Below are 23,314 nucleotides of genomic sequence, written 5' to 3' on the forward strand. Positions count from 1 at the left end.
GGCGCTTCAGCTTGCGATCAGTCCGTCCTTCGGCTCGACCGCGGCGCTGTCGGGAAAGACGCGCTGCGACAAGGTCGCCTCGTCGATGTCGAACTGCGCGGCCAATGCCGCCTTCAAAGGCCCGCGCAGATCCAGGGTCGGCGCCAGATCGCGTCCCTGATAGAGCTTGTCGGGACTGAGGCCCGGCCAGGCCGTGATCACCCGCCCGCCCGCGACGCGTCCGCCGGCGAGCAAGGCGACCGTTCCCGTCCCATGATCGGTTCCGCCGGTGCCATTGGGCGCCGCGGTGCGGCCGAACTCGGTGACGACGACGACCACGGTTTCGCTCCAGGCCGTGCCCAGCCCGCGCTTGAGGGCGACCATGCCGTCGGCAAGCCCGCCCAGCGCCGTTGCCAGGCGTCCGGTCATGAGGCCCTGATTGGCATGGGTGTCCCAGCCGCCGGCTTCCAGCACGGCGATCCGCGGCCCGCGCGCATCGGCGAGGAGCTTGCCGGCGCCCTCGGCGGCCTGGGCCATCAGATTGGCCGGACGCAGCTTCGGGTTGGGGCCGTTGCCGGGATCGGCAGCGGTCGTCGCCACGGCCATGCCGCCGCCCATCGCCAAGCCATCGGTTCCGCTGCTCATCACCTCGTCGCTGAGGCGCTGGGCATCGATGCCATTGCTCAGCGCCGGCCCCAGCAGGGGATCGGTCCGATAGAGCGAGGCCAGCTGCGCCAGGAAATCCGGCGAGGCTTCCGGCAACAGGCCGGCGGGTTCCCAGGAAGCGACAGGCGTGCCGCCCGTCAGCACCAGCGGCACGACCTCGCCGACGGCGAGGCCCAGGCGCCGATCGCCATTGCCGAGCGTCGCGAGCGCCCGGTTGAGCCAGCCATCCGGCGCACCGTTCGGCCTCCGCGTGCCGTTTTCCAGGAGATTCTGCCCGTCGAAATGCGAACGGTCGCGATAGGGCGTGGCGGCGGCGTGGAGCACGGTGAGTTCCCGCGCTTGCCACATCGGCAGCAACGGCGCCAGGGCCGGGTTCAGGCCGAAGCGACCGTCGAGATCGAGGGCGCCCGCCTGCTCGCCGGGCTTGCCGAAAGCGAGCGCGCCACGAAGGCTCGCATAATCGGGATCGGCGTAGGGCGGCACGGCAGCGAGGCCGTCGAGCGCGCCGCGCAGAATGATCAGGACGAAGCGGCGCTCCGTCGGCGCATCGGCGAAGGCGAGCCTGATCGAGCCCGGCATCGCCAGGCCTGCGAACACTATGGCGCCGCCGATCAAAAGGCGACGGCGCGTCAGCGGAACGGGGATCATGGGTTTCATCGGCGCTGGAACTCCGGTGCGGCCAGAACGAGCGCAAATCCGTCGGCGGGCGAGGGCGCGCGCTCGATCGCCTGACGGGTGGTGGCGCTGGCGGCGGGGCCGAGCGCGAGATCGAGCAGCTGCACGGGTCGAGGCCCCTGCGGAATGCGTTGCGCAACCGCCATGGCCCAATCGGCACGCTGCAACAGTGCTTCGGGGCCGACCCAGCCTTCGGCGCGATCGGGCCAGCCGGCGGGCGAGGGCGCATTGAAGGGGATTTGTCCCATGGCCTTGAGCGAGCCCGCCACGGCTTTGGGCTCAGGCGTGCGGCCCAAGGCGCGCAACCCCGAGATCATCAGCTCGTTGGGGGTCTTGATCTTGGCGAGCGGCTGGGCCCAGGCCTCGGGCTGCATCACGACGAAGCTCGCCAGCGCTCCCAGATCGCCGTCGCTGTCGAGATAACGATGCGCGACGCGCTCGACCAAATCCTCTGCCGGATCGTCGGCCACGAAATGACGGGTGAATTTGAGCGCGAGGTGATGCGCCGTCGCCGGATGGCGCGCCAGATCCTCGACGGCGCGCTCGACCTCGTCCTCGCCGCCTTCGGCGTAGGTCTTTCCGAGCAGGATCTTGGCGCCGGGCTCGTGAAGCTGCGGATAGAAATTGAACGCGCCGACGATGCCGCCGCGCTTGCCGCCGATGGACCAGCCCGTGAGCATCCGGGCGAAGGCTTCGACATCGGCCTGGCCGTAGCCGCCATCGACGCCCAGTGTATGAAGCTCCAGCACCTCGCGGCCCAGATTCTCGTTGATGCCATGCTTGCCATTGAGGCCCGCGCGGGAGTGCGGACCCACCGACTGCGCATTGTCGAGATAGATCAGCATGGCGGGGTGGCGCAGCACCGCGAGCAGGAGGTCGGCGAATTTCCCGGTGACATGCGGGCGGATCGCCTCGCGCTCGAAGGCGCCAGCCAATCCCAGGACCGCGGGCTTGGCGATCGAGACGGTGAAGTGATTCGACCAGAACGCGACCAGCCGCTCGTAGAAGGGGGCGGCGGTCTCGATTTGCAGACGGGCCCGCGCACCGATCTCGGCGATGAACTGCTCGCGGGCGGCGCCCTTGATCGTCTGCTGCAGGGATTCAGGCCCGCGATTGAGCGCCCTCACCAGCTCGGCGGCGAGGCTCTGACCTGTCGGCATATCGGAGAGCGCCGAGGGCGCCGCCCGGTCGCCGAGCTGGGCCAGGACCCAGCCTCGAGGGTCCGCGCTCGCGGCTTCGATTTCGCCGCTGCGCGCACCGAGCCCGAAGCGCGCGACCGCGTGAAATCCCAAGGTCGTGGCCATCGCGGCTCGAGCCCCGGGGCTGGCGGCTAGTTTGCCACCGGCTTACCGGCGGCGAGTTCCATGGAATCGCCAACGGCATCGGCGAGTTCGGCACTGAAGGTGGTCTGGCGCTGGCTCATCGCGGTCGCGGCGTTGTCATAGGCCGCGCGGTCGAAGGGTTTCGTCTGGATCGCGGCCTTGACCGCCTCGCGCGCCTCGCGCAGTTCCTTGCCCATGGCGACGAGCTGATCCTTACGCGCGTTCATGGCATCGCGAAAAACGTCCTGCTGCGCTGCCGGCAGATCCTCGGCGATGCGTTTGACGATCCAATTCACCTGGCCGGCGCCGCCCATCATCTCCATGCGGGGGCCGCCCATGCCGTGATGCAGGAGACGGCCGGCCATCATGCCGCCGAGAAAGAGATTGGCGCCGAGCGAGACGAGCAGCGCGACCGCGAGCCAATTGGCGTTGCGCCGCAGGAAATCTACCATGGCAAACTCTCCTCATCGCCCATATCGGCGACATAGGGCACGAGTTCCGCAACCTGTGTGTTCTCGGTGCCGGGGTTGGTCCAACCGATCCAGAAGCCGGCGACCGCCGCGGCGGCGAGACCGATGAGGTTCGGCATGATGAAAGGGATGCGCCAGCGAGCGCGCGACGCGGCGAGCGATCGAACGTTCGTCATCTCTTGCGGGCGTTCGCTCAACCGCGCCGCCAGGCTCGCAGCGTCGAACGTGGGTTCGAGTGCCTGCAGGCTGTCGAGCAGGCCATCGAGCCGGCGGGCATCGCGCAGCAATTGCTGGGCCGGCGCGTCGTGCGCCAGCAGCGCCAATGCGTCCGGGCGTTCCGCCTCCGGCCAGCGCTCCGACTTGGCGCCATAGGCCGCGAGGATCTGCTCGAGGCGTTTTGCATTCATGTCACGACTCCTTCCGTCCGGGCCAGATCGGCAAGCAACCCGGCGAGGCTGCGGCGCGCTCGCACCAGCAGCGATTCCACGGCGCCGACGCTGATTTCCAGCGCGCCGGCCACTTCCGCATTGCTCAGTCCTTCGTAGTAGCTCAACACCACCGCCGCGCGCTGCCGATCGGGCAGCTCGGCCAGTGCCGTCGCGACGCGCTGGCGACGCTCTTCCAAAGCCAGGACGTCATCGGCGCCGGGTGCGCTATCGGCCATCTCGGGCACTTCCTCCAACGGTACGGTCCGCGCCCGCCGGCGCCGGTCGATACAGAGATTGACGATCACGCGCGCCAGCCAGGTCGATACGCGCGCACCGCCGTCTTTCCGCCAGGTAGGCGCTTTCTGCCAAACCCGCAGAAAGGCCTCCTGCACCACCTCTTCAGCCTCGGCCGCGCTGCCGAGCATGCGCACGGCAATCGCGTTCGAGCGTCCCAGATGGTTGCGGACCAGCTTCGCGAAGGCGGCACGATCGCCGCGCCCGCTCGCCAGCATCAATTCTTCGTCCTCGGCCGGGTCCATCGCTTCTCCGGTTGTGGCAAGACCGTCATCAGGGGCGTCTCGAACAGTATCAACGCGCCAGGGCATGACGGCGGCTCGCGATTGGGCGGACAAAGTCGCTCACCCGCGAGGCCGATAGTCAATCGCCGGAACAAAATAGGAAACCGGGACCACCGAGGAGGCTCTCCTTACCAACAACCGGCATCTGGACCTATTCACGCGGCAGGCTCCCAAGCCCTGCGCCGTTCCTGACAAGATTTCGCCTTATTTAGGTGAAGCGCCTGAAAAGCAATAAAAACGGGACTGCCGGTGGGGTTCCGGGCAGTCCCGTTCTTTTAACCATAAAGAGGAAGTGTTTCGCCGGGTGATGCCCTGGCGGCGACACTCTCTCTGCGGGCTACGTGTTCAAGCGGAGTGCTTCAGAAAGTCGCGCTTTCCCTGGCGATTGGGCGGATAGCAATCCTGCGGGTCAGGCTGGCTATTGCCGACGCAATCGTTGGCGGCGACGGCGACCGTCGCATGGCCAGGCGATGCGAGATTGTCGTTCGATGCCTGGGTCGCCGCATAGCCGGACATGGCCAGCCCGGCGGTGAGCAGGAAGGCGGGGATCAGTGTGGATGCACGAATCATCATAGACCTCGATGGTTGCCACCGGCATTTCGGCGAGGCTTGCTCGCCTGTCTGAAGATTGGCGTGGGCGGATAGGGGCTCAAGGCGAGCTCGCCGGCCTGTCTTCTAATTCACCGTGTGGCCATGTTGAGCGGGGAGAACTCCCCAAAAAGAGGGCAGAGCCGACAGGCATGTTCGCCGTCGGCGGCGCCATCACGATCAGCCGCCGCGGGGGTGGCAATAGTCCGGCCTCTCATACATCGGGGCGGTATCGCAGGAGTTGGACTGAGAGGTCGACTTGTCCGTGGTCTTGTTCACGGACGGCGATGCCGTCGTCTTGGTGGAGCTCGCATCGTCCGCCATGGCGAGGCTTGCGCCTGCGAGGCCGAAGAGAACGACGAGAGCGGGGAGCAGAGTCGATGAGCGAGTCATGATGGACCTCATTTCTCAGCACCGGATTTCCGGTGGATTGGCGACCCCTTTCGAGAGATGGCGAGCCGTGCCGAAGGCTCAAGGCGTTTCGGCCTTTGTGTCTTCCATTTCACGGCGAGGTCACGTTGGGAGAAGGAATCCGACCTCACGCGAAACGGGACCGGCAGAGCTGTTTCCTGCCGGTCCCGCTGTTCCGTGCTTCAGATCGAGATCAATTGCCCTGAGCGGTGCAATTTTCCGTCGTCGCGGTGTTGGTGCAGATGCTGGAGTTGGGATCGGAAGTCACGGCCTTCGTGGTGGTCTTGGCTTCGTGCACGTCGGTCTGCGCAGCCTGCGACTTGTTGGGCTTGTCGCTGCTGGCATTGGCAGCCATGGCGAGGCTCGCGCCGCCGAGACCGAAGAGAATGACCAGGGCGGGAAGCAGAGTGAATGAGCGAATCACGATTGACCTCTGTAGTTGGCACCGGAGTTCCGGCGGCGATGGGCCCCCGCCGCGAGAGGTGGCGAGCCTTACCGACATCGCAAGTGAGGCGATGTGTCTGCAGCCCTGATTACCGCAAGGTCATGTCGGGCGAGGCGATTTCATCCCAATGCCGAAACCGCAGGAGGATGACTTCGACGTGATTCTTAGTGCCCCTGGTTTGAGGAGGGGCGGCGGGACCGCGGGGGGAATGACCGGCGGTCCCGCCTGGGCAGGGCCAAGTCACGATCGGGCGGGGCAGCCATTCAGTCGCCGGACTGATGCCCGACCGCGAGGGCCCTGCCGTTCCATTCCAGGTCTGCTCGCGCTTCGGAACAAACCCAGAAAAGCCCGTCGGCAGAGGGCCTTTCAGGTGGTTCCAGGGGAAGCCACCCAAGGTTCACGGCATGGCCGGCCAAACCCTGCGCCGGCGCGCCGGCCAAGGGGGTTCGGCGCTGGCCTTGGGGGGAGGGTTCCTGTAGGTTCGGCCCCGGTCCAAGCCAGGGAAGCCGGTCGATTCCGGCGCTGCCCCCGCAACTGTGAGCGGCGAGGCCCGACGGCATGTAAAGCCACTGGTTCCCGATGTCGGGAGCTGGGAAGGCGCCGTCGGCCGACAACCCGCGAGCCAGGAAACCTGTTTGGCCGATCCAGAACACCGATCCTCGGAGGGAGGGGAGGCCTGATGCGCGTTTCTGCAGGGCTTCAATCGTCATCGTCCGGCCTGAGTCTCACCGGCAGCGTTCTTCTGCTGGGTGGTGCGCGTTCGGGCAAGAGCCGTTATGCCGAGGCGCTGCTCGCCAACGCGAATCCGCGGACCTATATCGCGACCGCCGAAGCGGGCGATGCCGAAATGGTCGAGCGCATCCGCCTCCATCGCGAGCAGCGTGGGCCCGGCTGGGTCACGCGCGAGGCACCCCTCGATCTGCCGGCAGCGATCCGCGCCGAAAGCGGCGTCTTGCTGGTCGATTGCCTGACGCTCTGGCTCAGCAATCTCATGGAGCAGGAGCACGACATCGATGGCGCGACCGAAGCGCTTTGCGCCGCGATCCAGCGGCCCGGCGGCCCGGTCGTGCTGGTATCGAACGAGGTGGGGCTCGGCATCGTGCCGGAGAGCTCGCTTGCCCGTGCCTTCCGCGACCATGCGGGTCGCCTCCATCAACATGTCGCCGCTGTCGCCGACCGCGTGATCTTCATCGCCGCCGGTCTGCCGCTAGCCCTCAAAGGAGAATTGCCGAAATGATCGTCAAGCCGCCGCTCGTTTCGCTAAGTCGGGCGCGCATTCCCGCCACCATCGTCACCGGATTTCTGGGGGCGGGGAAGACCACGCTGATCCAGAACCTGATCAAGTCGGCGAACGGGCGCCGGCTGGCGCTGGTCATCAACGAGTTCGGCGAGCTCGGCGTCGATGGCAGCATCCTCAAGGCCTGCGCCATCGAAGGCTGCCCCGAGGAGAACATCGTCGAGTTGGCCAATGGCTGCATCTGCTGCACGGTCGCCGACGATTTCCTGCCCACCATCGAGGCGCTGCTCGACCGTCCGAATCCGCCCGAGCATATCGTGATCGAAACCTCGGGCCTGGCGCTGCCCAAGCCGCTGGTGAAGGCCTTCGCCTGGCCGGAAGTGCGCGCGCGCGTCACGGTCGACGGCGTGATCGCGGTGGTGGACGGGCCGGCCGTGGCCGCGGGACGCTTTGCCGAAAATCCGGCCGCGGTCGATCGCCAGCGCGCCGCCGACGCGGCGCTCGATCATGAAAGCCCGCTGGCCGAGGTGTTCGAGGACCAGATCGCCTGCGCCGATCTGGTGGTGCTGAACAAGATCGACCTCATGGATGGGCCGATGCGGGCGAAGGCCGAGGCAGCGATCAATGCCGAGCTGGGCCGCGCGGTGAAGATCCTGCCGGCAAGCTTCGGGCGGATCGATGCCAAGACGCTGCTGGGCATCGAGGCCGCGGCCGAAGACGATCTGGCGTCGCGGCCCTCGCATCACGAGCTCGAGGGCGAGGATCACGACCATGACGATTTCGAGAGCTTCTCCTTGACCTTGCCGATGCTGCGCACGCCCGAGGAATTGCTCGCACGCCTCAAGCCCCTGATCGAACGCCACGACATCCTGCGGGTGAAGGGGTTCCTCGCCGTCGGCGGCAAGGAGATGCGTCTCTTGCTGCAAGGCGTGGGTGCGCGGCTGCAGCATTATTACGATCGGCCCTGGGCGGCGGACGAGGCGCGCGACAGCCGGCTGGTGGTGATCGGGCTCAAGGGGCTCGACCGCGCCGCGATCGCGGCCGCGCTCGGCGCCGCCTGATCCGGCAGCCGGTCGGGGTTCGCGACAGCTCATGCATCTTCTCGCCGCACGTCCCGGGACGATCGCCGACGGCATGTCGGCGGTCGATCTGCTGCAGACGCCGGGCGAGATCGTCCTTTTGTCGGCGGCCGACACCGAGCTGGCCTGTCTCGCCGAGGCGCACCGTCTGCAAGGCGCGGGGGCGCCCAGCCTGCGGCTCGCCAATCTGCTGTTCCTCGGCCACAACATGTCGGTCGATCTCTATCTCGAGAAGACGCTCGCCCAGGCGCGCCTGGTGATCGTTCGCCTGCTGGGCGGCGAGCGCTATTGGCCCTATGGTGTGGAGCAATTGTCGGCGCTGGCGCGCGAGCGCGGCATCGCGGTCGCCTTCCTGCCGGGCGATGACAAACCCGATCCCGAGCTGGCGCGCCGCTCGACCTTGCCGGCCGAGGCCTTGGACCGGCTCTGGCGCTATCTGGTCGAGGGCGGCATCGAGAATGCCGGCCAGATGCTGGATTATGCGGCGGGCCTGATCGGCCATGGCCGGCCCTGGCGCGAGCCCAAGCCGCTGCTGAAGGCCGGGCTCTACGGGCCGGGCCTCACCGAGCCCGGCTTGGATGATCTGCGGGCGTGCTGGCAAGGCGGACGGCCGGTGGCGTTTGTCGTGTTCTATCGCGCGTTGCTGCAGGCGGGTCAGCTTGACGCGATCAATGGGCTGATCGAGGCGCTGGGTCGCGCTGGGCTCGATGCGCTGCCGGTGCATGTGGCGAGCCTCAAGGATCCGCTGGCGTCGGGCCTGATCGAGAAGCTCTCGGCCGAGGTCAAGCCCGACGTGATCCTCAACGCGACCGCCTTCGCCTTGTCGCAACCGGGTGCCGTCCGTATCGCCACGCCCTTCGATGGCGCCGATTGCCCGGTGTTCCAGGTGGTGCTGTCCTCGGGCGGCGAGGCCGAGTGGCGCGAGGGCACGAACGGGCTGGCCGCACGCGATATCGCCATGCATGTGGCGCTGCCGGAAGTCGATGGGCGCATCCTGACGCGCGCCGTCGCCTTCAAGGCGGAAGCGCGGCGCGACGAGGCGACCCAATGCGGCATCGTCACCCAGCGGCCGGTCAAGGACCGTCTCGATTTCGTGGCCGATCTCGCCGCGGGCTGGGCGCGGCTGCGGCGAACGGCGCCCGCCTCGCGCCGGGTGGCGCTCATTCTCGCCAATTATCCCAACCGCGATGGGCGCATCGGCAATGGCGTCGGGCTCGACACGCCGGCCAGTGCCGCCGGCTTGATCACGTCCTTGGTAAGGACGGGTTACAACGTTGGCGGCAGCCCTAGCGATGGCGCCGCCCTGATGGCGCGGCTGCTCCAAGGCCCGACCAACAGCGGGCGTCGCGGCGACGCGCAGATCCGTTGGCCGCTGGCCGATTATCGGCAATTCCTCGAGAGCCTGCCGCGCGCCGTGCAAGAGGCGGTGACGGCACGCTGGGGTGCGCCCGAGCGCGATCCTTTCTTTGCCGAGGGTGAGTTCCATCTGCCGGGGTTCATGGAAGGCAATCTCGTCGTCGCGGTGCAGCCGGCGCGCGGCTACAACATCGATCCGGTCGCGAGCTATCACGATCCGGCGCTGGTGCCGCCGCATGGTTATCTCGCCTTCTATGGCTGGCTGCGGCGCGGCTTCGCGGCTCATGCCGTCGTCCATGTCGGCAAGCATGGCAATCTCGAATGGCTGCCGGGCAAGGCGCTGGCGCTCTCGGAAGAATGTTGGCCCGAGGCGACGCTGGGGCCGTTGCCGCAGCTCTATCCTTTCATCGTCAACGACCCTGGCGAAGGCAGCCAGGCCAAGCGGCGCAGCGCCGCCGTTATCCTCGATCATCTGACGCCGCCCCTGGCGCGGGCCGAGAGCTATGGCCAGCTCGAGGAGCTGGAGCGGCTGGTCGATGAATATTATGAAGCCTCGGGACTCGATCCGCGCCGCTGCAAGCTGCTGCGCGACCAGATCCTCGATCTCACGCGCCGGCTCGGGCTCGACAAGGATTGCAACATCGCGGCCGACGAAGCGGCCGACAGCGCGCTGGTCAAGCTCGACAGCCATCTCTGCGAGATCAAGGAACTGCAGATCCGCGACGGCCTGCATGTGTTCGGCCACAGTCCCACTGGCAGCTTGCGCGATGCGCTGCTGGTGGCGCTGGCGCGGGTGCCGCGCGGCAAGGGCGAGGGCGCCGATCAATCGATCCTGCGCGCGCTGGCGAAGGATCTCGAGCTGGGCGAAGGCTTCGATCCGCTCGATGCGGATTGGGCGCAGGCCTGGACGGGCCCGCGGCCCGCAATCCTGGAAGGGCCGGGGACCTGGCGCCATCAGGGCGACACCGTCGAACGGTTGGAGCTGCTGGCGCTAAAGCTGGTGGCGGGCGAGATCGAGCCGGCGGCGCAATGGACGCGTACGAAAGCCGTGCTGGGTTTCATGCGCGAGACGTTGGCGCCGCAGGTCGAGGCCTGCGGTCGCGCGGAGACGGATGCGCTGCTGGCAGGCCTCGATGGCCGCTTCGTGGCGCCCGGCCCGTCGGGCGCGCCGACGCGCGGCCGGCTCGAGGTGCTGCCGACGGGGCGCAATTTCTATTCGGTCGATACGCGCTGCGTGCCGACGCCGGCTGCCTGGCAACTCGGCTGGAAATCGGCCTCGATGCTGATCGAGCGCTATCGGCAGGAACATGGCGCCTGGCCGACGAGCCTGGCGCTGTCGGCCTGGGGCACCGCCAATATGCGCACCGGCGGCGACGATATCGCGCAAGCCCTGGCGCTGATGGGCGTGCGGCCGCGCTGGGACACCGGCTCTGCGCGCATCGCCGGGTTCGAGGTCCTGCCGATCACGCTCCTGGGCCGGCCGCGCGTCGATGTGACTTTCCGCATCTCGGGCTTCTTCCGCGACGCCTTTCCGGCGCAGGTCGATTTGATCGACAGCGCGGCGCGCGCGGTGGCGGCGCTCGAGGAGACGCCGGCGGAGAATCCGCTCGCGGCACGGGTTGCTGCCGAACGCAGCCGGCTGCTGGCCGAAGGCGCCACGCCGGAAGCGGCCGAACGGCGCGCGGGCTTCCGCATCTTCGGCTCGATGCCGGGCGCCTATGGCGCGGGCCTGCAGGCCCTGATCGACGAGCGCGGCTGGCGCGACAGCGGCGATCTCGCCCGCGCCTATGTCGCCTGGGGCGGCTATGCTTATGGCAGCGGCAGCGAAGGTGAAGCCGCGCATGGGTTGTTCGAGACAAGGCTCTCACAGATCGAGGGCGTGCTGCACAACCAGGATAATCGCGAGCATGACCTGCTCGACAGCGACGATTACTACCAGTTCGAGGGCGGGCTCGCGGCGGCGGTGAAGGAATTCTCGGGCCGCAAGCCGGTGGTCTATCACAACGACCATTCGCGCCCCGAGACGCCGAAGGTGCGCCGGCTCGAAGAAGAGATCGCGCGAGTGGTGCGCGGCCGCGCCGCCAATCCCAAATGGATCGCCGGCGTGATGCGCCATGGCTATAAGGGCGCCTTCGAGATGGCGGCGACGGTCGATTATCTCTTCGCCTTTGCGGCCACCACCGGCGCCGTCGGCGATCATCATTTCGAGGCGCTCTACGAGGCCTATCTGGTCGACGACCAGGTGGCGGGCTTCATCCGCGAGGCCAATCCGGCGGCGGGCCGCGAGATGGCGGAACGTTTCAACGAAGCGATCGAGCGGGGCTTATGGAAGCCACGGGCCAACAGCGTGCATGCGCGGCTGGATGCGATCAGGGAGGGCAGGGCATGAGTGGCGTCGAGGACACCGATGCGATCCGGCAGGCGAATGAGAAATCCGCCAAGCGCAAGGAAGCGCGCGACCGGATGATGGCGACCAAGACCCTCTCGAAGGGCCTGCTGATCGTCCATACCGGCAAGGGCAAGGGCAAGTCGAGTGCCGCCTTCGGCATGGTCATGCGCTGCGTCGGCCATGGCATGAAGAGCGCCGTGGTGCAGTTCGTGAAGGGCAAATGGGAGACGGGCGAGCGCACCGTGCTGGAGCGCTTCCCCGAACTCGTGACCATCAAGGCGATGGGCGAGGGTTTCACCTGGGACACGCAGGACCGGGCGCGCGACATCCGCGCCGCCGAGGCCGCCTGGGCCGAGGCCAAGCGGCAGATGGCCGACCCCGAGATCAAGATGCTGCTGCTGGACGAGCTCAATATCTGCCTGCGCTACGACCATCTGCCGGTCGCCGAGGTGGTGGAGACGCTGAAGCGCAAGCGCCCCGACCTGCATGTGGTGGTGACGGGGCGCAATGCGCCCGACGCGCTGATCGAGGCGGCGGATCTCGTGACCGAGATGACCATGATCAAGCATCCCTTCCGCGACGGCGTGAAGGCGCAGGCGGGGATCGAGTTTTGAAGATCTGGACATTGCCTCACCGGCACCCCTCCCCCTACCCCCTCCCGCAAGGGGAGGGGGCGGAGATTCCTTCGGCGTCGCTCTCGTTCACGTTCTTATCCCCTCCCCCCTCGAGGGGGAGGGTTAGGGAGGGGGGTTCTCGGTGAAGACTCCCGCCATCATGCTGCAGGGCACAGGCTCGGACGTCGGCAAGTCATTGCTGACGGCGGGGCTGGCGCGTGCTTTCACGAAACGAGGCTTGAAGGTGCGGCCGTTCAAGCCGCAGAACATGTCGAACAACGCGGCGGTGACCGAAGAGGGTGGCGAGATCGGGCGGGCCCAGGCCCTGCAGGCGCGTGCCTGCGGGGTGAAGCCGTCGGTCCATATGAACCCGGTGCTGCTGAAGCCGCAGAGCGAAGTGGGCGCACAGGTCGTGCTGCAGGGCCGCATCTATGGCAAGGCCAATGCGCGCGACTATCACGCGCTGAAGCCGACCCTGATGCCCGCCGTGCTGGAGAGCTTCGGCAAGCTGTCGGCGGAAGCCGATCTGGTGCTGGTCGAAGGGGCGGGGAGCCCGGCCGAGGTCAATCTGCGCGAAGGCGATATCGCCAATATGGGTTTCGCCGAGGCAGCGGATGTTCCGGTGCTGCTGATCGGCGATATCGACCGCGGCGGGGTGATCGCGAGCCTGGTGGGCACCGCGGCCCTGCTGCCACCCTCCGAACGCGAACGCATCAAGGGCTTCATCATCAACAAATTCCGCGGCGATCCGACGCTCTTCGCCGAGGGCATGAAGATCATCACCGAGCGGACCGGGCTGCCGGCGCTGGGGCTGCTGCCATTCTGGCCGCGCGCGATGAAGCTGCCCGCCGAGGATGCGGTTGTGCTGCCGCGCTATGGCGCCAGCGAGGCCGGCGCCTTCGTCACGATCGCGGTGCCGATGCTCAATCGCATCGCCAATTTCGACGATCTCGACCCGCTGCGCGCCGAGCCCTCGGTGCGCCTCGTGATCGTGCCGCCGGGCGAGGCGCTGCCGGGCAATGCCGATCTCATCGTGCTGCCGGGCTCCAAATCCACCATCGCCGATCTGCGCATGATCAAGGCCGAGGGCTGGGACACCGATCTCAAATCGCATATCCGTCGCGGCGGGCGCGTGATCGGGGTCTGCGGCGGCTATCAGATGCTGGGGCGGCGCGTCGCCGATCCCTATGGCATCGAAGGGCCGCCGGGCGAGGAGGAAGGTCTGGGGTTGCTCGATCTCGACACGCAGCTTGGCCGCAGCAAGACCCTGACCGAGGCTTCGGGCCGCGAGCGTTCCACCGGCGAGGCGGTGAAGGGCTATGAGATGCATGTCGGCGCGACCGACGGGACCGACCTCAAGCGCCCGATGCTCGATCTCGAGGGACGGCCCGACGGCGCGGTCTCCGCCGACGGCCGCGTGATGGGCTGCTATCTCCATGGCCTCTTCGCGGCCGACGGCTATCGACGCGCGCTGCTGCGCCGGTTGGTCGGCGGCAATGTGGCGCTGGGCCCCGATTTCGAGGCCGAGGTCGACGCCACGCTCGACGCGCTGGCCGCCCATATCGGCGCCCATGTGGATCTCGACCGTATCTGGGAGATCGCCCGCGGTGCGTGAGACGAAGCCGATGCTATCGGATCAGGACCCAGAGCAGCGCCACCAGCGCCGCCTCAATCAGGCAGGCGCGCAAATAGAGGGCGAGGGCATTGCGGATGTCGGTCGGACCGAGCTCGCGCCGCCCGTCCTCATTGACCCAATGGCTGTCGCCGACGCGGCCGCCGTAATAGGTGCGCGGGCCCGCCAGCGCGATCTCGAGCGCGCCCGCCATGGCCGCTTCCGGCCAGCCCGCATTGGGCGAACGATGGCGCGGCGCGTCCTTGAGCATGACCCTGACGGAATCGCCGAAGCTTCGGAAGGAGGCCAGCGCGATCAGCAAACCGGCGAGCCTTGCCGGCGCCAGATTGAGCAGATCGTCGAAGCGCGCCGCGGCCCAACCGAAAGCCTCGTGGCGCTGGGTGCGATGGCCGATCATGCTGTCGGCGGTATTGGCGGCCTTGTAGGCCATCATGCCCGGCAGGCCGAACAGCAGGCCCCAGAACAGCGGCGCCACCACGCCATCGGCGAAATTCTCCGCCAGCGATTCGATCGCGGCCCGCGCCACGGCGGGGCGGTCGAGACTCTCGGGATCGCGGCCGACGATATGGCGCACGGCCTCGCGGGCCTCCATCAGATTGCCGGTGGCAAGCGCCCGGCCGACCGCCTCGACGTGGCGATAGAGGCTGTTCTGCGCCAGCAGGGTGGCCATGAGGGCGGCTTCGATCAGCCAGCCCCAGGAAAATTGATTCAACACAGCGTGGATCAGCAGGCCGATGCCGAAGCTGGCGGCCATCAGGATCGAGAGCGCGGCGACGCCGGCGATGCGCCGGTGCAGATCCGGCGCCTCGTCGCGATTGAGCGCGCGGTCGAGCTGCTCGATCGCCCACCCCGCCAGCACGACGGGATGGGAAATGCGCTGCCACAGCCAGGCGGGATCGCCCAGCCCGGCATCGAGGGCAAGGGCCAGGAGCAGCGCCGGCAGCAAGGTTGGAGACCCCAGGAACATGAGCGGGAGCGTGGGGGCGAACCCTGCGACCTGTCAACGCGGGTCGCCGGTCAAAAGGTTCGGCGCATGAAGTTTCTGATAAGAGCAACGGCGGCGGCCGTCCCGGGCCGCGTGTCGGCGCAAGAACGGGTGGGAGAGATGAGATGAGAAAGATCGGCGTGATGGTATGCGGCCATGGCAGCCGCGACGACGAGGCGATCGCGGAGTTCGCCTCGGTCGCGGCCGGCATCGCCCAGCGCCTGCCGCAATATCCGGTCAGCAGCGGGTTCCTCGAATTCGCGCGGCCGGTCATCCGCGACGGGCTCGACGAGCTGCGCGCGAAAGGCTGCGACCGGATCCTGGCGATCCCGGGGATGCTCTTCGCCGCCGGCCATGTGAAGAACGACGTGCCGTCGGTCCTCAACGAATATGCCGCGCGTCACGAGGGCCTGACGATCAGCTATGGCCGCGAGCTCGCGGTCGAAAGCAAGCTCCTCAAGGCCGCCGGCCAGCGCATCGAGGAGGCCGAGCAGCGTTCGCCGAACAAGGTCGCCCGCGAAGACACGCTGCTGATGGTGGTCGGGCGTGGCACCTCGGATTCCGATGCCAATTCCAACATCACCAAGGTCGCGCGCATGCTATGGGAAGGCATGGGCTTCGGCTGGAGCGAGGTCTGTTACAGCGGCGTCACCTTCCCGCTGGTCGGCCCCGGCCTCGAGCATGCGGTCAAGCTCGGCTACAAGCGGATCATCGTGTTCCCCTACTTCCTTTTCACCGGCGTGCTGGTGAAGCGGATCTATCGCGTCACCGACCAGATGGCCGAGCGCCATCCGGAGATCGAGTTCCTCAAGGCCAGCTATCTCAACGACCATCCCTTCGTGCTGGATTGCTTCGCCGAACGGGTCGAGGAGATCCTGATCGGGCAGAACAACATGAATTGCGGGCTCTGCAAATATCGCGAGCAGGTGCTGGGCTTCGAGGCCGAGGTCGGGCTGCCGCAGCAGAGCCACCACCATCATGTCGAAGGCATCGGCACCAACAAGGATGCGCCGAATGGTGCGTCGCAAGGCGGCAGCCTGCTGCCGCTGAAGCCGGTCGCCGACCATCATCACCATGGCGACGGCCATCATCACGACCATGGGCATAGCCACGCTCAGGATCATGGCCATGATCACGGCCATGCCCATGTGCCGCATCCCCATGCCAATCACCGGCATGGGCCGCAGCGACGCAATCCCGAAGCGCTGGACTGAGCGGGCGGGCGAGACAGGAACCAAGGGCGATGGCGATCTATCGCTATGAACGCGACCCCCAGGCGATCTATCGGGAGTCCTTCGCGCGCATCGAGGCGGAGGCAGGGCCCGCCCTGACCGCCCTGCCGCGCGACCTCGCGCGCGTCGCGGTGCGGCTCATCCATGCCTGCGGCATGGCCGACCTGGTCGAGGATCTGGCCGCGACGCCGGATCTGGTCGAGGCGAGCCGCAAGGCCCTCGCCCACGGCGCGCCGATCCTGTGCGACGCCGCGATGGTAGCTTCGGGCATCATGCGCCGCCATCTGCCGGCTGGCGTCGAGATCGTGGCGGCGATCGAGTTGCCCGGCGTCAAGGAACGCGCGGTCGAGATCGGCAATACCCGGTCGGCCGCGGCGATGGATCTCTTGGGCGAGCGGCTCGACGGCGCGCTGGTCGCGATCGGCAATGCGCCGACGGCGTTATTCCGATTGCTCGAGATGATCGAGCTCGACGGCATCAGGCCGGCAGCGATCCTGGGATTTCCCGTGGGTTTCGTCGGTGCCGCTGAATCCAAGGACGCCTTGATCGCGGCCGATCTCGGCATCCCCTATCTCACTTTGCGCGGTCGTCGCGGTGGCTCTGCTCTGGCGGCGGCGGCGGTCAACGCGCTGATCCTCCCCGAAGGAGACGCATCATGAGCCGCTGGCTCTCGGTCATCGGGCTGACGGAACGTGGGCTCGATGGGCTCACGGACGAGGCGCGGGGCCTGATCGACCGAGCCGAGCTCATCGTCGGCGGCGAGCGTCATCTGGCGCTGGTGCCGGCCGGCAAGGCCGAGCGCCAGACATGGCAGAGCCCGCTGCGGCTTACCATCGAGGAGATCCTTCGCTGGCGGGGGCGTCCGGTGGTGGTGCTGGCCAGCGGCGATCCGATGTGGTTCGGCGTCGGCGTCACCCTCGCGCGCCGCGTGGCGCAGGAGGAGATGCTGGTGCTGCCGCAGGTCTCGGCCTTCACCCTGGCCGCGGCCCGGCTCGGCTGGTCGCTCTCCGACACGGACTGCTTCACCTTGCATGGCAGGCCGCTCGATCTTTTGAACGGTTCGGTGTTTCCAGGCGCCCGACTGCTGATGCTGACCGACGATGGCGCGGCACCCGCATTGATCGCGCGGCGACTGACCGAGCTGGGCTATGGTGCCAGCCGCGTGGTGGCGCTCGAACATATGGACGGCCCCGCCGAGGCGGCGATCGAGAACCAGGCCGCCGATTGGGGCGACCGGCAGACCGCGGATCTCAACACGGTCGCCGTCGAATGCCGCGCGGAGCCAAGTGTCGCGGTGACGGCCCGGACTCCGGGGTTGCCGGATGATGCTTTCGCGCATGACGGCCAGCTCACCAAGCGCGAGATCCGCGCGGCGGCGCTGGCGAAGCTGATGCCGCTGCCGGGTGCCCTGCTATGGGATGTCGGCGCCGGATGCGGCTCGATCGCGATCGAATGGATGCGTGCGGCACGCGGCGCCAGGGCCATCGCCATCGAGAACGAGGTGGAGCGCATCGCCTTGATCGAAACCAACATGCGGACTCTTGGAGTGCCGAAACTTCAGATCGTGAAAGGCAAGGCGCCCGCGGCCCTCGACGGGCTGGCGCAGCCGACCGCGATCTTCCTCGGCGGCGGCGTCTCGACTGCCGGCCTGATTGAACGTTGCTGGGCGGCGCTACCTTCCGGCGGCAGGCTCGTTGCGCATGCCGTGACGGTCGAGAGCGAGGCGCGGCTCGCGGGCTTTCGTGCGATCTGCGAGGGCGAGCTGACGCGCATCGCGATCCAGCGCGCCGAGCCGGTCGGACCGCATCTGGCATGGCGGCCGCTGATGCCGGTGACGCAATTGTCGGCGGTGAAGCCATGAACACCAAGGATGGCTTCGGCACGGTCTGGGGCTTGGGCCTGGGGCCCGGGGATCCCGATCTGGTGACGATCAAGGCAGCCACGATCCTGAAGCGGGCGGCCGTTATCGCCTATCCGGCCCCCGAAGACGGCGACAGCTTCGCGCGCCAGATCGCGGCGCCGCATCTGCCGGGCGGGCAGAAGGAGATCGCCATCCGCATGAATCTGGGCGACGGGGCCTTTCCGAAGGACGACATCTACGACCGCGCCGCCTCGGCGATCCTGGCGGAATCGAAGGCCGGCCGGGAGGTCGCGGTCTTGTGCGAAGGCGATCCCTTCTTCTATGGCTCGTTCCAATATCTCTATGGTCGTCTTTCCGGCCGCTGCCCGGTGCGGATCGTGCCGGGAGTTTCCTCGCTCATGGCCTGCGCCGATGCGGCCGGCATGCCACTCACCGCGCGTAACGACGTGCTGAGCGTGATCCCGGCCCCTCTGCCCGAGGCGGAGATCGCGCGCCGGCTGGAGGATTGCGAAGCGGCCGCCATCATGAAACTCGGCCGGCATCTGGGCAAAGTTCGCCGGGTGCTGCAGGCGATGGACCTGATCGACCGCACACGTTATGTCGAACGTGCGACGCTCGGCAGTGAGAAAGTCATGGCACTCGCGGAAATGCATGGCGAAAGCGCTCCTTATTTCTCCATGCTGCTGGTGCATAAGCGGGCGGAGGCCTGGAGCAACCGCTCGATGGCGACGACGGACAATCGGGGAGAGGCTTCGTGAGCTTGCCGGGGATCGTGCTGCTGACGGCCAATGCGCTGGGTGTTGCCCATCGCATCCGCGACGCGCTGGGCGGGGCGGAGCTGTTCGGCTATGCGCCGCGCGTCGAGGCGGTCGACGTCACCTTCTCCGATCTCGAGATGCAGTTGGCCGAGCTGTTCGAGGGCGGCCGCCCCATCATCGGGATCTGTGCCGCGGGAATCCTGATCCGCAAGCTGGCACCGCTCCTCGACGACAAGCGCAGCGAGCCGCCGGTGATCGCTGTCGCCGAGGATGGCAGCAGCATCGTGCCGCTCCTCGGCGGGCATCATGGCGCCAATGAGATGGCGCGGCGGATCGCAAGCGCCCTGGGCGGCCATGCGGCGGTGACGACCGCGGGCGATCTGCGCTTCGGCATCGGCATCGACGAACCGCCTGAGGGCTGGCGTCTCGGCAATCCCGAGATGGCGAAGCGCATCATGGCCGGATTGCTGGCGGGGGAGCCCGTCCGGCTCGAGATCGATGCGGCCCGCGACGATGCCGACTGGCTGAAACGCCTGCCGTTCGATGCGCGCGGCCAGCTGGCGATCCGCGCGACGATCAAGACCGAGGCCCCGCGCGGCGACACGCTTCTGGTCCATCCGGCGACGTTGGTGCTGGGCATCGGTTGCGATCGCGGCGCACCGCCCGAAGAAGCGATCGCGCTGGCGCGCCAGACCCTCTCGGGCGCCGGGCTGTCACCGCATTCGGTCGCCTGCGTCGCCTCGATCGCACTCAAGGCCGGCGAGCCCGCGGTTCATGCTGTTGCCGTCTCGCTGGGCGTGCCGGCACGCTTCTTCCCGGCCGAACGGCTCGAGGCCGAGACGCCGCGTCTCGCCAACCCGTCGGATGTCGTGTTCAACGAGACCGGCTGCCATGGCGTGGCCGAGGGCGCGGCCTTGGCCGGCGTGGGCGAGGCCGGCCGCCTGCTGGCGCCCAAGCGCAAGACGGGCCGCGTGACCTGTGCCATCGCCGAGGCGCCGCGCCTCGTCGATCCGATGCAGCTCGGGCGCGGGCGCGGCAGGCTCGCCATCGTCGGGATCGGCCCGGGCTCGACCGAGAGCCGCACCGCGGGCGCGGAAGCCGCGCTGCGCGACGCCGAGGAGATCGTCGGCTATGGGCTTTATCTCGACCTGGTGGCGCCGCTGATCGCCGGCAAGACGCGCCATGATTTCCCGCTGGGCGAGGAGACCGAGCGCGTGCGCAAGGCGCTCGATCTGGCGGCCGAAGGGCGGCATGTGGCGCTGGTGAGCTCGGGCGATGCCGGCATCTATGCGATGGGTGCCCTCGTGTTCGAGCTGATCGAGACCGGGGCCAATCCCGATTGGGAACGGATCGAGGTCAAGGGATTGCCGGGCGTGTCGGCGATGCAGGCGGCGGCCTCGCTCGCAGGGGCGCCGCTGGGCCATGATTTCTGCGCCATCTCGCTGAGCGATCTACTGACGCCTTGGGACGTCATCGAGCGGCGGCTGAAGGCGGCCGCCGCGGGCGATTTCGTGGTGGCGCTCTATAACCCCGTGTCGCAACGCCGGCGTGACCAGCTGGTGAAAGCGCGGGAGCTCCTGCTCGAGGGTCGGCCCGGCAGCGTGCCGGTGGTGCTGGCGCGCAATCTGGGGCGCGAGGGTGAGACGGTGACAGTCACGACACTCGAGGCGCTGACGCCCGACCAGGTCGATATGTTGACCGTGGTGCTGATCGGGTCGAGTCAAAGTCGTGCGCTGACGCGCCCTGATGGCGGGCAGTGGGTCTATACGCCGCGCGGCTATGCCGCCAAGCGCGCAACAGATATCCCCGATGCGCCGCCGCTGATCCGCAAGGAAGGGGCCGCGCGATGACGGTTCATTTCATCGGGGCGGGTCCAGGCGATCCCGATCTCATCACCGTCAAGGGCCGCAAGCTGATCGAGCGCTGTCCGGTGCAGCTCTATGCCGGCTCGCTGGTGCCCGAAGCCGTGGTCGCCTATGCGCCCAAGGATGCGCTGGTGGTGGATACAGCGCCGCTGACGCTCGACGAGATCGTCGCCTATATGAGGACGGCTCACGAGAGAGGCCAGGATGTGGCGCGGGTCCATTCCGGCGATCCCTCGATCTATGGCGCGATCGCCGAGCAGATGCGCCGGCTCGACGCGCTCGGCATCGATTACGACGTGACGCCGGGCGTGCCGGCCTTCGCGGCGGCGGCCGCACTCCTCAAGACCGAGCTCACCTTGCCCGAGGTCAGCCAGACCATCATCATCACCCGCACCGAGGGCAAGGCCTCGCCCATGCCGAAGGGCGAGGCGCTGGCGGCGCTGGGTGCCTCGCGCGCCACGCTTGCGATCCATCTCTCGGTGCGCAATATCCATCGGGTGGTGTCGGAGCTGACGCCGAATTACGGCGCCGACTGTCCGGTGGTGGTGGTGTTCCGCGTCGGCTGGCCCGATGCCGCCGTGATCCGCGGCACGCTCGCCACCATTCGCGATCTGGTCAAGGCCAGCAAGATCACACGCACCGCGCTGATCTTCGTCGGCCGCGTGTTCGAGAACGACTCCTTCTCGGAGAGCCGGCTCTATCATCCCGAGCATCAGCATATCCTGCGCCCCGGCAAGAAAGCCGCGGCCAAGAAAGCCAAGAACCGGCTCAACACGGCAGGAAAAGAATCAGCAATTCCCGAGTGACGAATCCGATGCTCCTCGCATCTTTGTCCCGGACGCCGGCCTCCTGAAGCTGTTGGGCCCTCAACGCCGAGGCGATTCGGCCCCATCGAGGACGCGCAGAAGCGCATTGGTGAATTCTCCGGTCAGAAACTCGGCGGGCCGTGAGTCTCCCAGCTCGGCTGCCAGCGTCGTCATGGTCTCACGGCGGAAATCGACGGGCCGGCCGAGCGCGGTCAGGAAATCGCCGACGGCGGCACAAGCGCGGTCGAGGTCCGGCGCGATCCAGAGCGTCGCATGGGCCAAGATGATGCTCAATCCGGGGCGACCGCCGGAGCGCCGCCGCTGGGCGGTGCCGACGAATTTCCGTCCGCCGATGGCGAGATCGAAGCGGCCGGCACAGAGGCTGCCGGTCACCTCGCCAGCGTCGGTCTCGAGCCCGAAGCTCCGCGTCGCGAGGCGCAGCGGCGCCAGCAGATGACGGTAAGCTGCCTCGAGCGACCAGAGGTTCGACGCGACGGGATAGACGAACGACAGATTGAGAACCCCGGGCATCTGCGGGACCGGCGTGCCGCCCGAAAGCCGGGGGAGGACCGGCCAGCCTCGGGCCTCCATTCCTGCCGCGGCATCGGCAAAGGCGGGAAGGTCGGTCAAAGGGCGGGGTAGGACGATCGCGCGGGTGGCCTGCCAGATCAGGCAGCTGGACGGCTCGCCGTTGCGGACGCGATCGAGCAGCGCTTCCTCGGCGCGCAGCCACTCGGCCGTCGAAACGGGATCCCGCTCGATCTGCAACCGCCAGCGCCCGACGCCGGGCGGCGTTGGTTCCGCGGGCGGATCAGGAGACATCATTCGATCAGGGCGACCTCTGTTCCACGGCGGAAAGGCACATCCTGTCCGACCAGGATGCGCAATATACCTGCTGCGGGCGCCGTCAGATCATAAGAAGTCTTCTCCACCATCACCTCGGTGGCAGAAAATCCCAGTCGAGAGGTTGCAACCCGGGCCCGCTCCGGCGCATGATTCGCCGGCTCGGGGGATGAATTTGTCATGTTCGAAGGTTTTCAGGCGCGACGCATCAAAACGTCGAACGCCGAGATTGCGGTCAAGACGGGCGGCCATGGGCCCGCCCTGTTGCTCCTGCACGGCTACCCGCAGACTCACGCGATCTGGCACAAGGTGGCGCCGGCGCTGGCCGACCGTTTCTCGCTCGTGATCCCCGATCTGCGTGGCTATGGCGACAGCATCGGCCCCAAGCCCGACCCCGAGCATCTGAATTATTCGAAGCGGGCCATGGCGCGCGACATGATCGAGATCATGGACGCGCTGGGCCAGCCGCGCTTTCGCTTAGGGGGGCATGACCGCGGCGCCCGCGTCGCCTATCGCCTGGCGCTCGATTTCCCCGAACGGGTCAAGAAGCTCGCGATCCTCGATATCGTGCCGACGGTCGAAACCTGGGAACAGATGGGATGGGAATCGGCGCTCGCCACCTATCACTGGCCGTTCCTGGCGGTGCCGGCCCCCGTGCCGGAGAAGATGATCGGCAGCGACCCGCTCTTCTATATGCACCATCTGCTGCAGCGCTGGGCGGGGAAGAAGGACTGCTTCGATCCCGAAGCGATCGCCGCCTACGAGGCGAGCTTCGCCAAGCCGTCGGTGGTCGAGGCCACCTGCGAGGATTATCGCGCGGGCGCCGGCTGCGACCGCGAGCATGATCTGGCGGACCGCAAGGCCGGCCGCAAGATCCAATGCCCGCTGCTGGTGATCTGGGGCGCCGACTATCTCAAGGACAAGATCGCCTCGCCGGCCGAGATCTGGAAGAAATGGGCAAGCGACGTCCGCGAGGTGCCGCTCAAATGCGGCCATTTCATCGCCGAGGAGGAGCCCGAGGCCTGCGCCAAGGCGATGCGGGAGTTCTTCACGAACGGGTGAATGGCGCCGGCGTGGGCGCTTGAGCGAATATC

At 67.6% G+C, this 23,314-nt stretch carries 22 protein-coding genes and 1 riboswitch; of the genes, 12 read left to right on the top strand and 10 right to left on the bottom strand.

Annotation, left to right across the window (positions count from 1 at the left end):
- Positions 1-6: 6 nt before the first annotated feature.
- The 8 genes from ACREE8_RS01265 to ACREE8_RS01300 form a co-directional block, all read right to left on the bottom strand.
- Positions 7-1,302, bottom strand: a complete 1,296-nt coding sequence (locus ACREE8_RS01265) for a DUF1501 domain-containing protein (RefSeq protein WP_431571160.1) — start codon at positions 1,300-1,302, stop codon at positions 7-9.
- On the bottom strand, positions 1,299-2,624 hold the full coding sequence (locus ACREE8_RS01270; protein WP_431571161.1) for a DUF1800 domain-containing protein: 1,326 nt from the start codon (positions 2,622-2,624) through the stop codon (positions 1,299-1,301). Before ACREE8_RS01270 ends, ACREE8_RS01265 begins: the two co-directional genes overlap by 4 nt.
- A gap of 26 nt (positions 2,625-2,650) precedes the next feature.
- Complete coding sequence (locus tag ACREE8_RS01275; RefSeq protein WP_431571162.1) at positions 2,651-3,094, bottom strand: periplasmic heavy metal sensor; 444 nt, start codon at positions 3,092-3,094, stop codon at positions 2,651-2,653.
- Positions 3,088-3,519, bottom strand: a complete 432-nt coding sequence (locus ACREE8_RS01280; protein WP_431571163.1) for a hypothetical protein — start codon at positions 3,517-3,519, stop codon at positions 3,088-3,090. The genes ACREE8_RS01275 and ACREE8_RS01280 overlap by 7 nt, the downstream gene beginning before the upstream one ends.
- Positions 3,516-4,079, bottom strand: a complete 564-nt coding sequence (locus tag ACREE8_RS01285; protein ID WP_431571164.1) for an RNA polymerase sigma factor — start codon at positions 4,077-4,079, stop codon at positions 3,516-3,518. Before ACREE8_RS01285 ends, ACREE8_RS01280 begins: the two co-directional genes overlap by 4 nt.
- 384 nt (positions 4,080-4,463) lie before the next feature.
- Entirely contained in the window at positions 4,464-4,691 is a 228-nt protein-coding gene (locus tag ACREE8_RS01290) for a hypothetical protein (RefSeq protein WP_431571165.1), read from the bottom strand.
- A 195-nt stretch (positions 4,692-4,886) separates the two neighbouring features.
- The gene (locus ACREE8_RS01295) at positions 4,887-5,099 is read right to left on the bottom strand and encodes a hypothetical protein (protein ID WP_431571166.1); all 213 of its coding nucleotides are present in this window, start codon (positions 5,097-5,099) and stop codon (positions 4,887-4,889) included.
- A gap of 211 nt (positions 5,100-5,310) precedes the next feature.
- Positions 5,311-5,541 (bottom strand): hypothetical protein, encoded by a 231-nt coding sequence (locus ACREE8_RS01300; protein ID WP_431571167.1) that lies wholly within the window; start codon positions 5,539-5,541, stop codon positions 5,311-5,313.
- Between the two features lie 491 nt (positions 5,542-6,032).
- Positions 6,033-6,215, top strand: a riboswitch (cobalamin riboswitch).
- Positions 6,216-6,241: 26 nt separating this feature from the next.
- On the opposite strand from ACREE8_RS01300, the gene cobU reads away from it, so the two are divergent.
- The 5 genes from cobU to ACREE8_RS01325 all read left to right on the top strand — a co-directional run bounded on the left by cobU (position 6,242) and on the right by ACREE8_RS01325 (position 13,852).
- A complete protein-coding gene (gene cobU, locus ACREE8_RS01305; RefSeq protein ID WP_431571168.1) occupies positions 6,242-6,799 on the top strand; it encodes a bifunctional adenosylcobinamide kinase/adenosylcobinamide-phosphate guanylyltransferase in 558 nt (185 codons plus the stop codon).
- Positions 6,796-7,860, top strand: coding sequence for a cobalamin biosynthesis protein CobW (gene cobW / locus ACREE8_RS01310; protein ID WP_431571169.1), 1,065 nt, complete (start codon positions 6,796-6,798; stop codon positions 7,858-7,860). The genes cobU and cobW overlap by 4 nt, the downstream gene beginning before the upstream one ends.
- 31 nt (positions 7,861-7,891) lie before the next feature.
- Entirely contained in the window at positions 7,892-11,623 is a 3,732-nt protein-coding gene (cobN, locus tag ACREE8_RS01315) for a cobaltochelatase subunit CobN (RefSeq protein WP_431571170.1), read from the top strand.
- The gene (gene cobO, locus ACREE8_RS01320) at positions 11,620-12,237 is read left to right on the top strand and encodes a cob(I)yrinic acid a,c-diamide adenosyltransferase (protein WP_431571171.1); all 618 of its coding nucleotides are present in this window, start codon (positions 11,620-11,622) and stop codon (positions 12,235-12,237) included. The genes cobN and cobO overlap by 4 nt, the downstream gene beginning before the upstream one ends.
- A gap of 160 nt (positions 12,238-12,397) precedes the next feature.
- A complete protein-coding gene (locus ACREE8_RS01325; protein ID WP_431571203.1) occupies positions 12,398-13,852 on the top strand; it encodes a cobyric acid synthase in 1,455 nt (484 codons plus the stop codon).
- Between the two features lie 13 nt (positions 13,853-13,865).
- Here the strand turns inward: ACREE8_RS01325 and cbiB are convergent, their stop codons facing one another.
- Positions 13,866-14,837, bottom strand: a complete 972-nt coding sequence (gene cbiB / locus ACREE8_RS01330) for an adenosylcobinamide-phosphate synthase CbiB (RefSeq protein ID WP_431571172.1) — start codon at positions 14,835-14,837, stop codon at positions 13,866-13,868.
- Between the two features lie 143 nt (positions 14,838-14,980).
- Here cbiB and ACREE8_RS01335 point away from each other — a divergent pair, with 143 nt between their 5' ends.
- From ACREE8_RS01335 to cobM, 6 genes are read left to right on the top strand one after another with little or no spacing between them, the layout of a single operon-like run.
- Positions 14,981-16,069, top strand: a complete 1,089-nt coding sequence (locus tag ACREE8_RS01335) for a sirohydrochlorin chelatase (RefSeq protein WP_431571173.1) — start codon at positions 14,981-14,983, stop codon at positions 16,067-16,069.
- A 29-nt stretch (positions 16,070-16,098) separates the two neighbouring features.
- The gene (locus ACREE8_RS01340; RefSeq protein WP_431571174.1) at positions 16,099-16,746 is read left to right on the top strand and encodes a precorrin-8X methylmutase; all 648 of its coding nucleotides are present in this window, start codon (positions 16,099-16,101) and stop codon (positions 16,744-16,746) included.
- Positions 16,743-17,948, top strand: coding sequence for a precorrin-6y C5,15-methyltransferase (decarboxylating) subunit CbiE (gene cbiE / locus ACREE8_RS01345; protein ID WP_431571175.1), 1,206 nt, complete (start codon positions 16,743-16,745; stop codon positions 17,946-17,948). Before ACREE8_RS01340 ends, cbiE begins: the two co-directional genes overlap by 4 nt.
- A complete protein-coding gene (gene cobI / locus ACREE8_RS01350) occupies positions 17,945-18,706 on the top strand; it encodes a precorrin-2 C(20)-methyltransferase (RefSeq protein WP_431571176.1) in 762 nt (253 codons plus the stop codon). Before cbiE ends, cobI begins: the two co-directional genes overlap by 4 nt.
- Positions 18,703-20,556: a precorrin-3B C(17)-methyltransferase gene (cobJ, locus tag ACREE8_RS01355; protein ID WP_431571177.1), complete on the top strand. Its 1,854-nt coding sequence runs from the start codon at positions 18,703-18,705 to the stop codon at positions 20,554-20,556. The genes cobI and cobJ overlap by 4 nt, the downstream gene beginning before the upstream one ends.
- Positions 20,553-21,377, top strand: coding sequence for a precorrin-4 C(11)-methyltransferase (cobM, locus tag ACREE8_RS01360; protein WP_431571178.1), 825 nt, complete (start codon positions 20,553-20,555; stop codon positions 21,375-21,377). The genes cobJ and cobM overlap by 4 nt, the downstream gene beginning before the upstream one ends.
- Before the next feature lie 60 nt (positions 21,378-21,437).
- On the opposite strand, the gene ACREE8_RS01365 is transcribed toward cobM, so the two are convergent.
- The gene (locus ACREE8_RS01365; RefSeq protein ID WP_431571179.1) at positions 21,438-22,202 is read right to left on the bottom strand and encodes a lipoyl protein ligase domain-containing protein; all 765 of its coding nucleotides are present in this window, start codon (positions 22,200-22,202) and stop codon (positions 21,438-21,440) included.
- A gap of 198 nt (positions 22,203-22,400) precedes the next feature.
- Between ACREE8_RS01365 and ACREE8_RS01370 the strand changes: the two genes are divergently transcribed.
- Positions 22,401-23,282, top strand: a complete 882-nt coding sequence (locus ACREE8_RS01370; protein WP_431571180.1) for an alpha/beta fold hydrolase — start codon at positions 22,401-22,403, stop codon at positions 23,280-23,282.
- The last annotated feature ends 32 nt before the right edge of the window (positions 23,283-23,314 follow it).

Source organism: Hypericibacter sp. (assembly GCF_050729195.1).
GTDB lineage: Bacteria > Pseudomonadota > Alphaproteobacteria > Dongiales > Dongiaceae > Hypericibacter.

What these genes read in the sequence shown, in the direction of transcription:
- ACREE8_RS01295 (WP_431571166.1), bottom strand. Translation starts at nt 5,099, where the DNA reads ATGACTCGCTCATCGACTCTGCTCCCCGCTCTCGTCGTTCTCTTCGGC.
- cobU (WP_431571168.1), top strand. Translation starts at nt 6,242, where the DNA reads ATGCGCGTTTCTGCAGGGCTTCAATCGTCATCGTCCGGCCTGAGTCTC.
- cbiB (WP_431571172.1), bottom strand. Translation starts at nt 14,837, where the DNA reads ATGTTCCTGGGGTCTCCAACCTTGCTGCCGGCGCTGCTCCTGGCCCTT.
- ACREE8_RS01325 (WP_431571203.1), top strand. Translation starts at nt 12,398, where the DNA reads ATGCTGCAGGGCACAGGCTCGGACGTCGGCAAGTCATTGCTGACGGCG.
- ACREE8_RS01365 (WP_431571179.1), bottom strand. Translation starts at nt 22,202, where the DNA reads ATGATGTCTCCTGATCCGCCCGCGGAACCAACGCCGCCCGGCGTCGGG.
- cbiE (WP_431571175.1), top strand. Translation starts at nt 16,743, where the DNA reads ATGAGCCGCTGGCTCTCGGTCATCGGGCTGACGGAACGTGGGCTCGAT.
- cobW (WP_431571169.1), top strand. Translation starts at nt 6,796, where the DNA reads ATGATCGTCAAGCCGCCGCTCGTTTCGCTAAGTCGGGCGCGCATTCCC.
- ACREE8_RS01275 (WP_431571162.1), bottom strand. Translation starts at nt 3,094, where the DNA reads ATGGTAGATTTCCTGCGGCGCAACGCCAATTGGCTCGCGGTCGCGCTG.
- cobN (WP_431571170.1), top strand. Translation starts at nt 7,892, where the DNA reads ATGCATCTTCTCGCCGCACGTCCCGGGACGATCGCCGACGGCATGTCG.
- ACREE8_RS01285 (WP_431571164.1), bottom strand. Translation starts at nt 4,079, where the DNA reads ATGGACCCGGCCGAGGACGAAGAATTGATGCTGGCGAGCGGGCGCGGC.
- ACREE8_RS01370 (WP_431571180.1), top strand. Translation starts at nt 22,401, where the DNA reads ATGTTCGAAGGTTTTCAGGCGCGACGCATCAAAACGTCGAACGCCGAG.
- cobO (WP_431571171.1), top strand. Translation starts at nt 11,620, where the DNA reads ATGAGTGGCGTCGAGGACACCGATGCGATCCGGCAGGCGAATGAGAAA.
- ACREE8_RS01270 (WP_431571161.1), bottom strand. Translation starts at nt 2,624, where the DNA reads ATGGCCACGACCTTGGGATTTCACGCGGTCGCGCGCTTCGGGCTCGGT.
- cobI (WP_431571176.1), top strand. Translation starts at nt 17,945, where the DNA reads ATGAACACCAAGGATGGCTTCGGCACGGTCTGGGGCTTGGGCCTGGGG.
- ACREE8_RS01265 (WP_431571160.1), bottom strand. Translation starts at nt 1,302, where the DNA reads ATGAAACCCATGATCCCCGTTCCGCTGACGCGCCGTCGCCTTTTGATC.
- ACREE8_RS01340 (WP_431571174.1), top strand. Translation starts at nt 16,099, where the DNA reads ATGGCGATCTATCGCTATGAACGCGACCCCCAGGCGATCTATCGGGAG.
- cobM (WP_431571178.1), top strand. Translation starts at nt 20,553, where the DNA reads ATGACGGTTCATTTCATCGGGGCGGGTCCAGGCGATCCCGATCTCATC.
- ACREE8_RS01335 (WP_431571173.1), top strand. Translation starts at nt 14,981, where the DNA reads ATGAGAAAGATCGGCGTGATGGTATGCGGCCATGGCAGCCGCGACGAC.
- ACREE8_RS01280 (WP_431571163.1), bottom strand. Translation starts at nt 3,519, where the DNA reads ATGAATGCAAAACGCCTCGAGCAGATCCTCGCGGCCTATGGCGCCAAG.
- ACREE8_RS01290 (WP_431571165.1), bottom strand. Translation starts at nt 4,691, where the DNA reads ATGATGATTCGTGCATCCACACTGATCCCCGCCTTCCTGCTCACCGCC.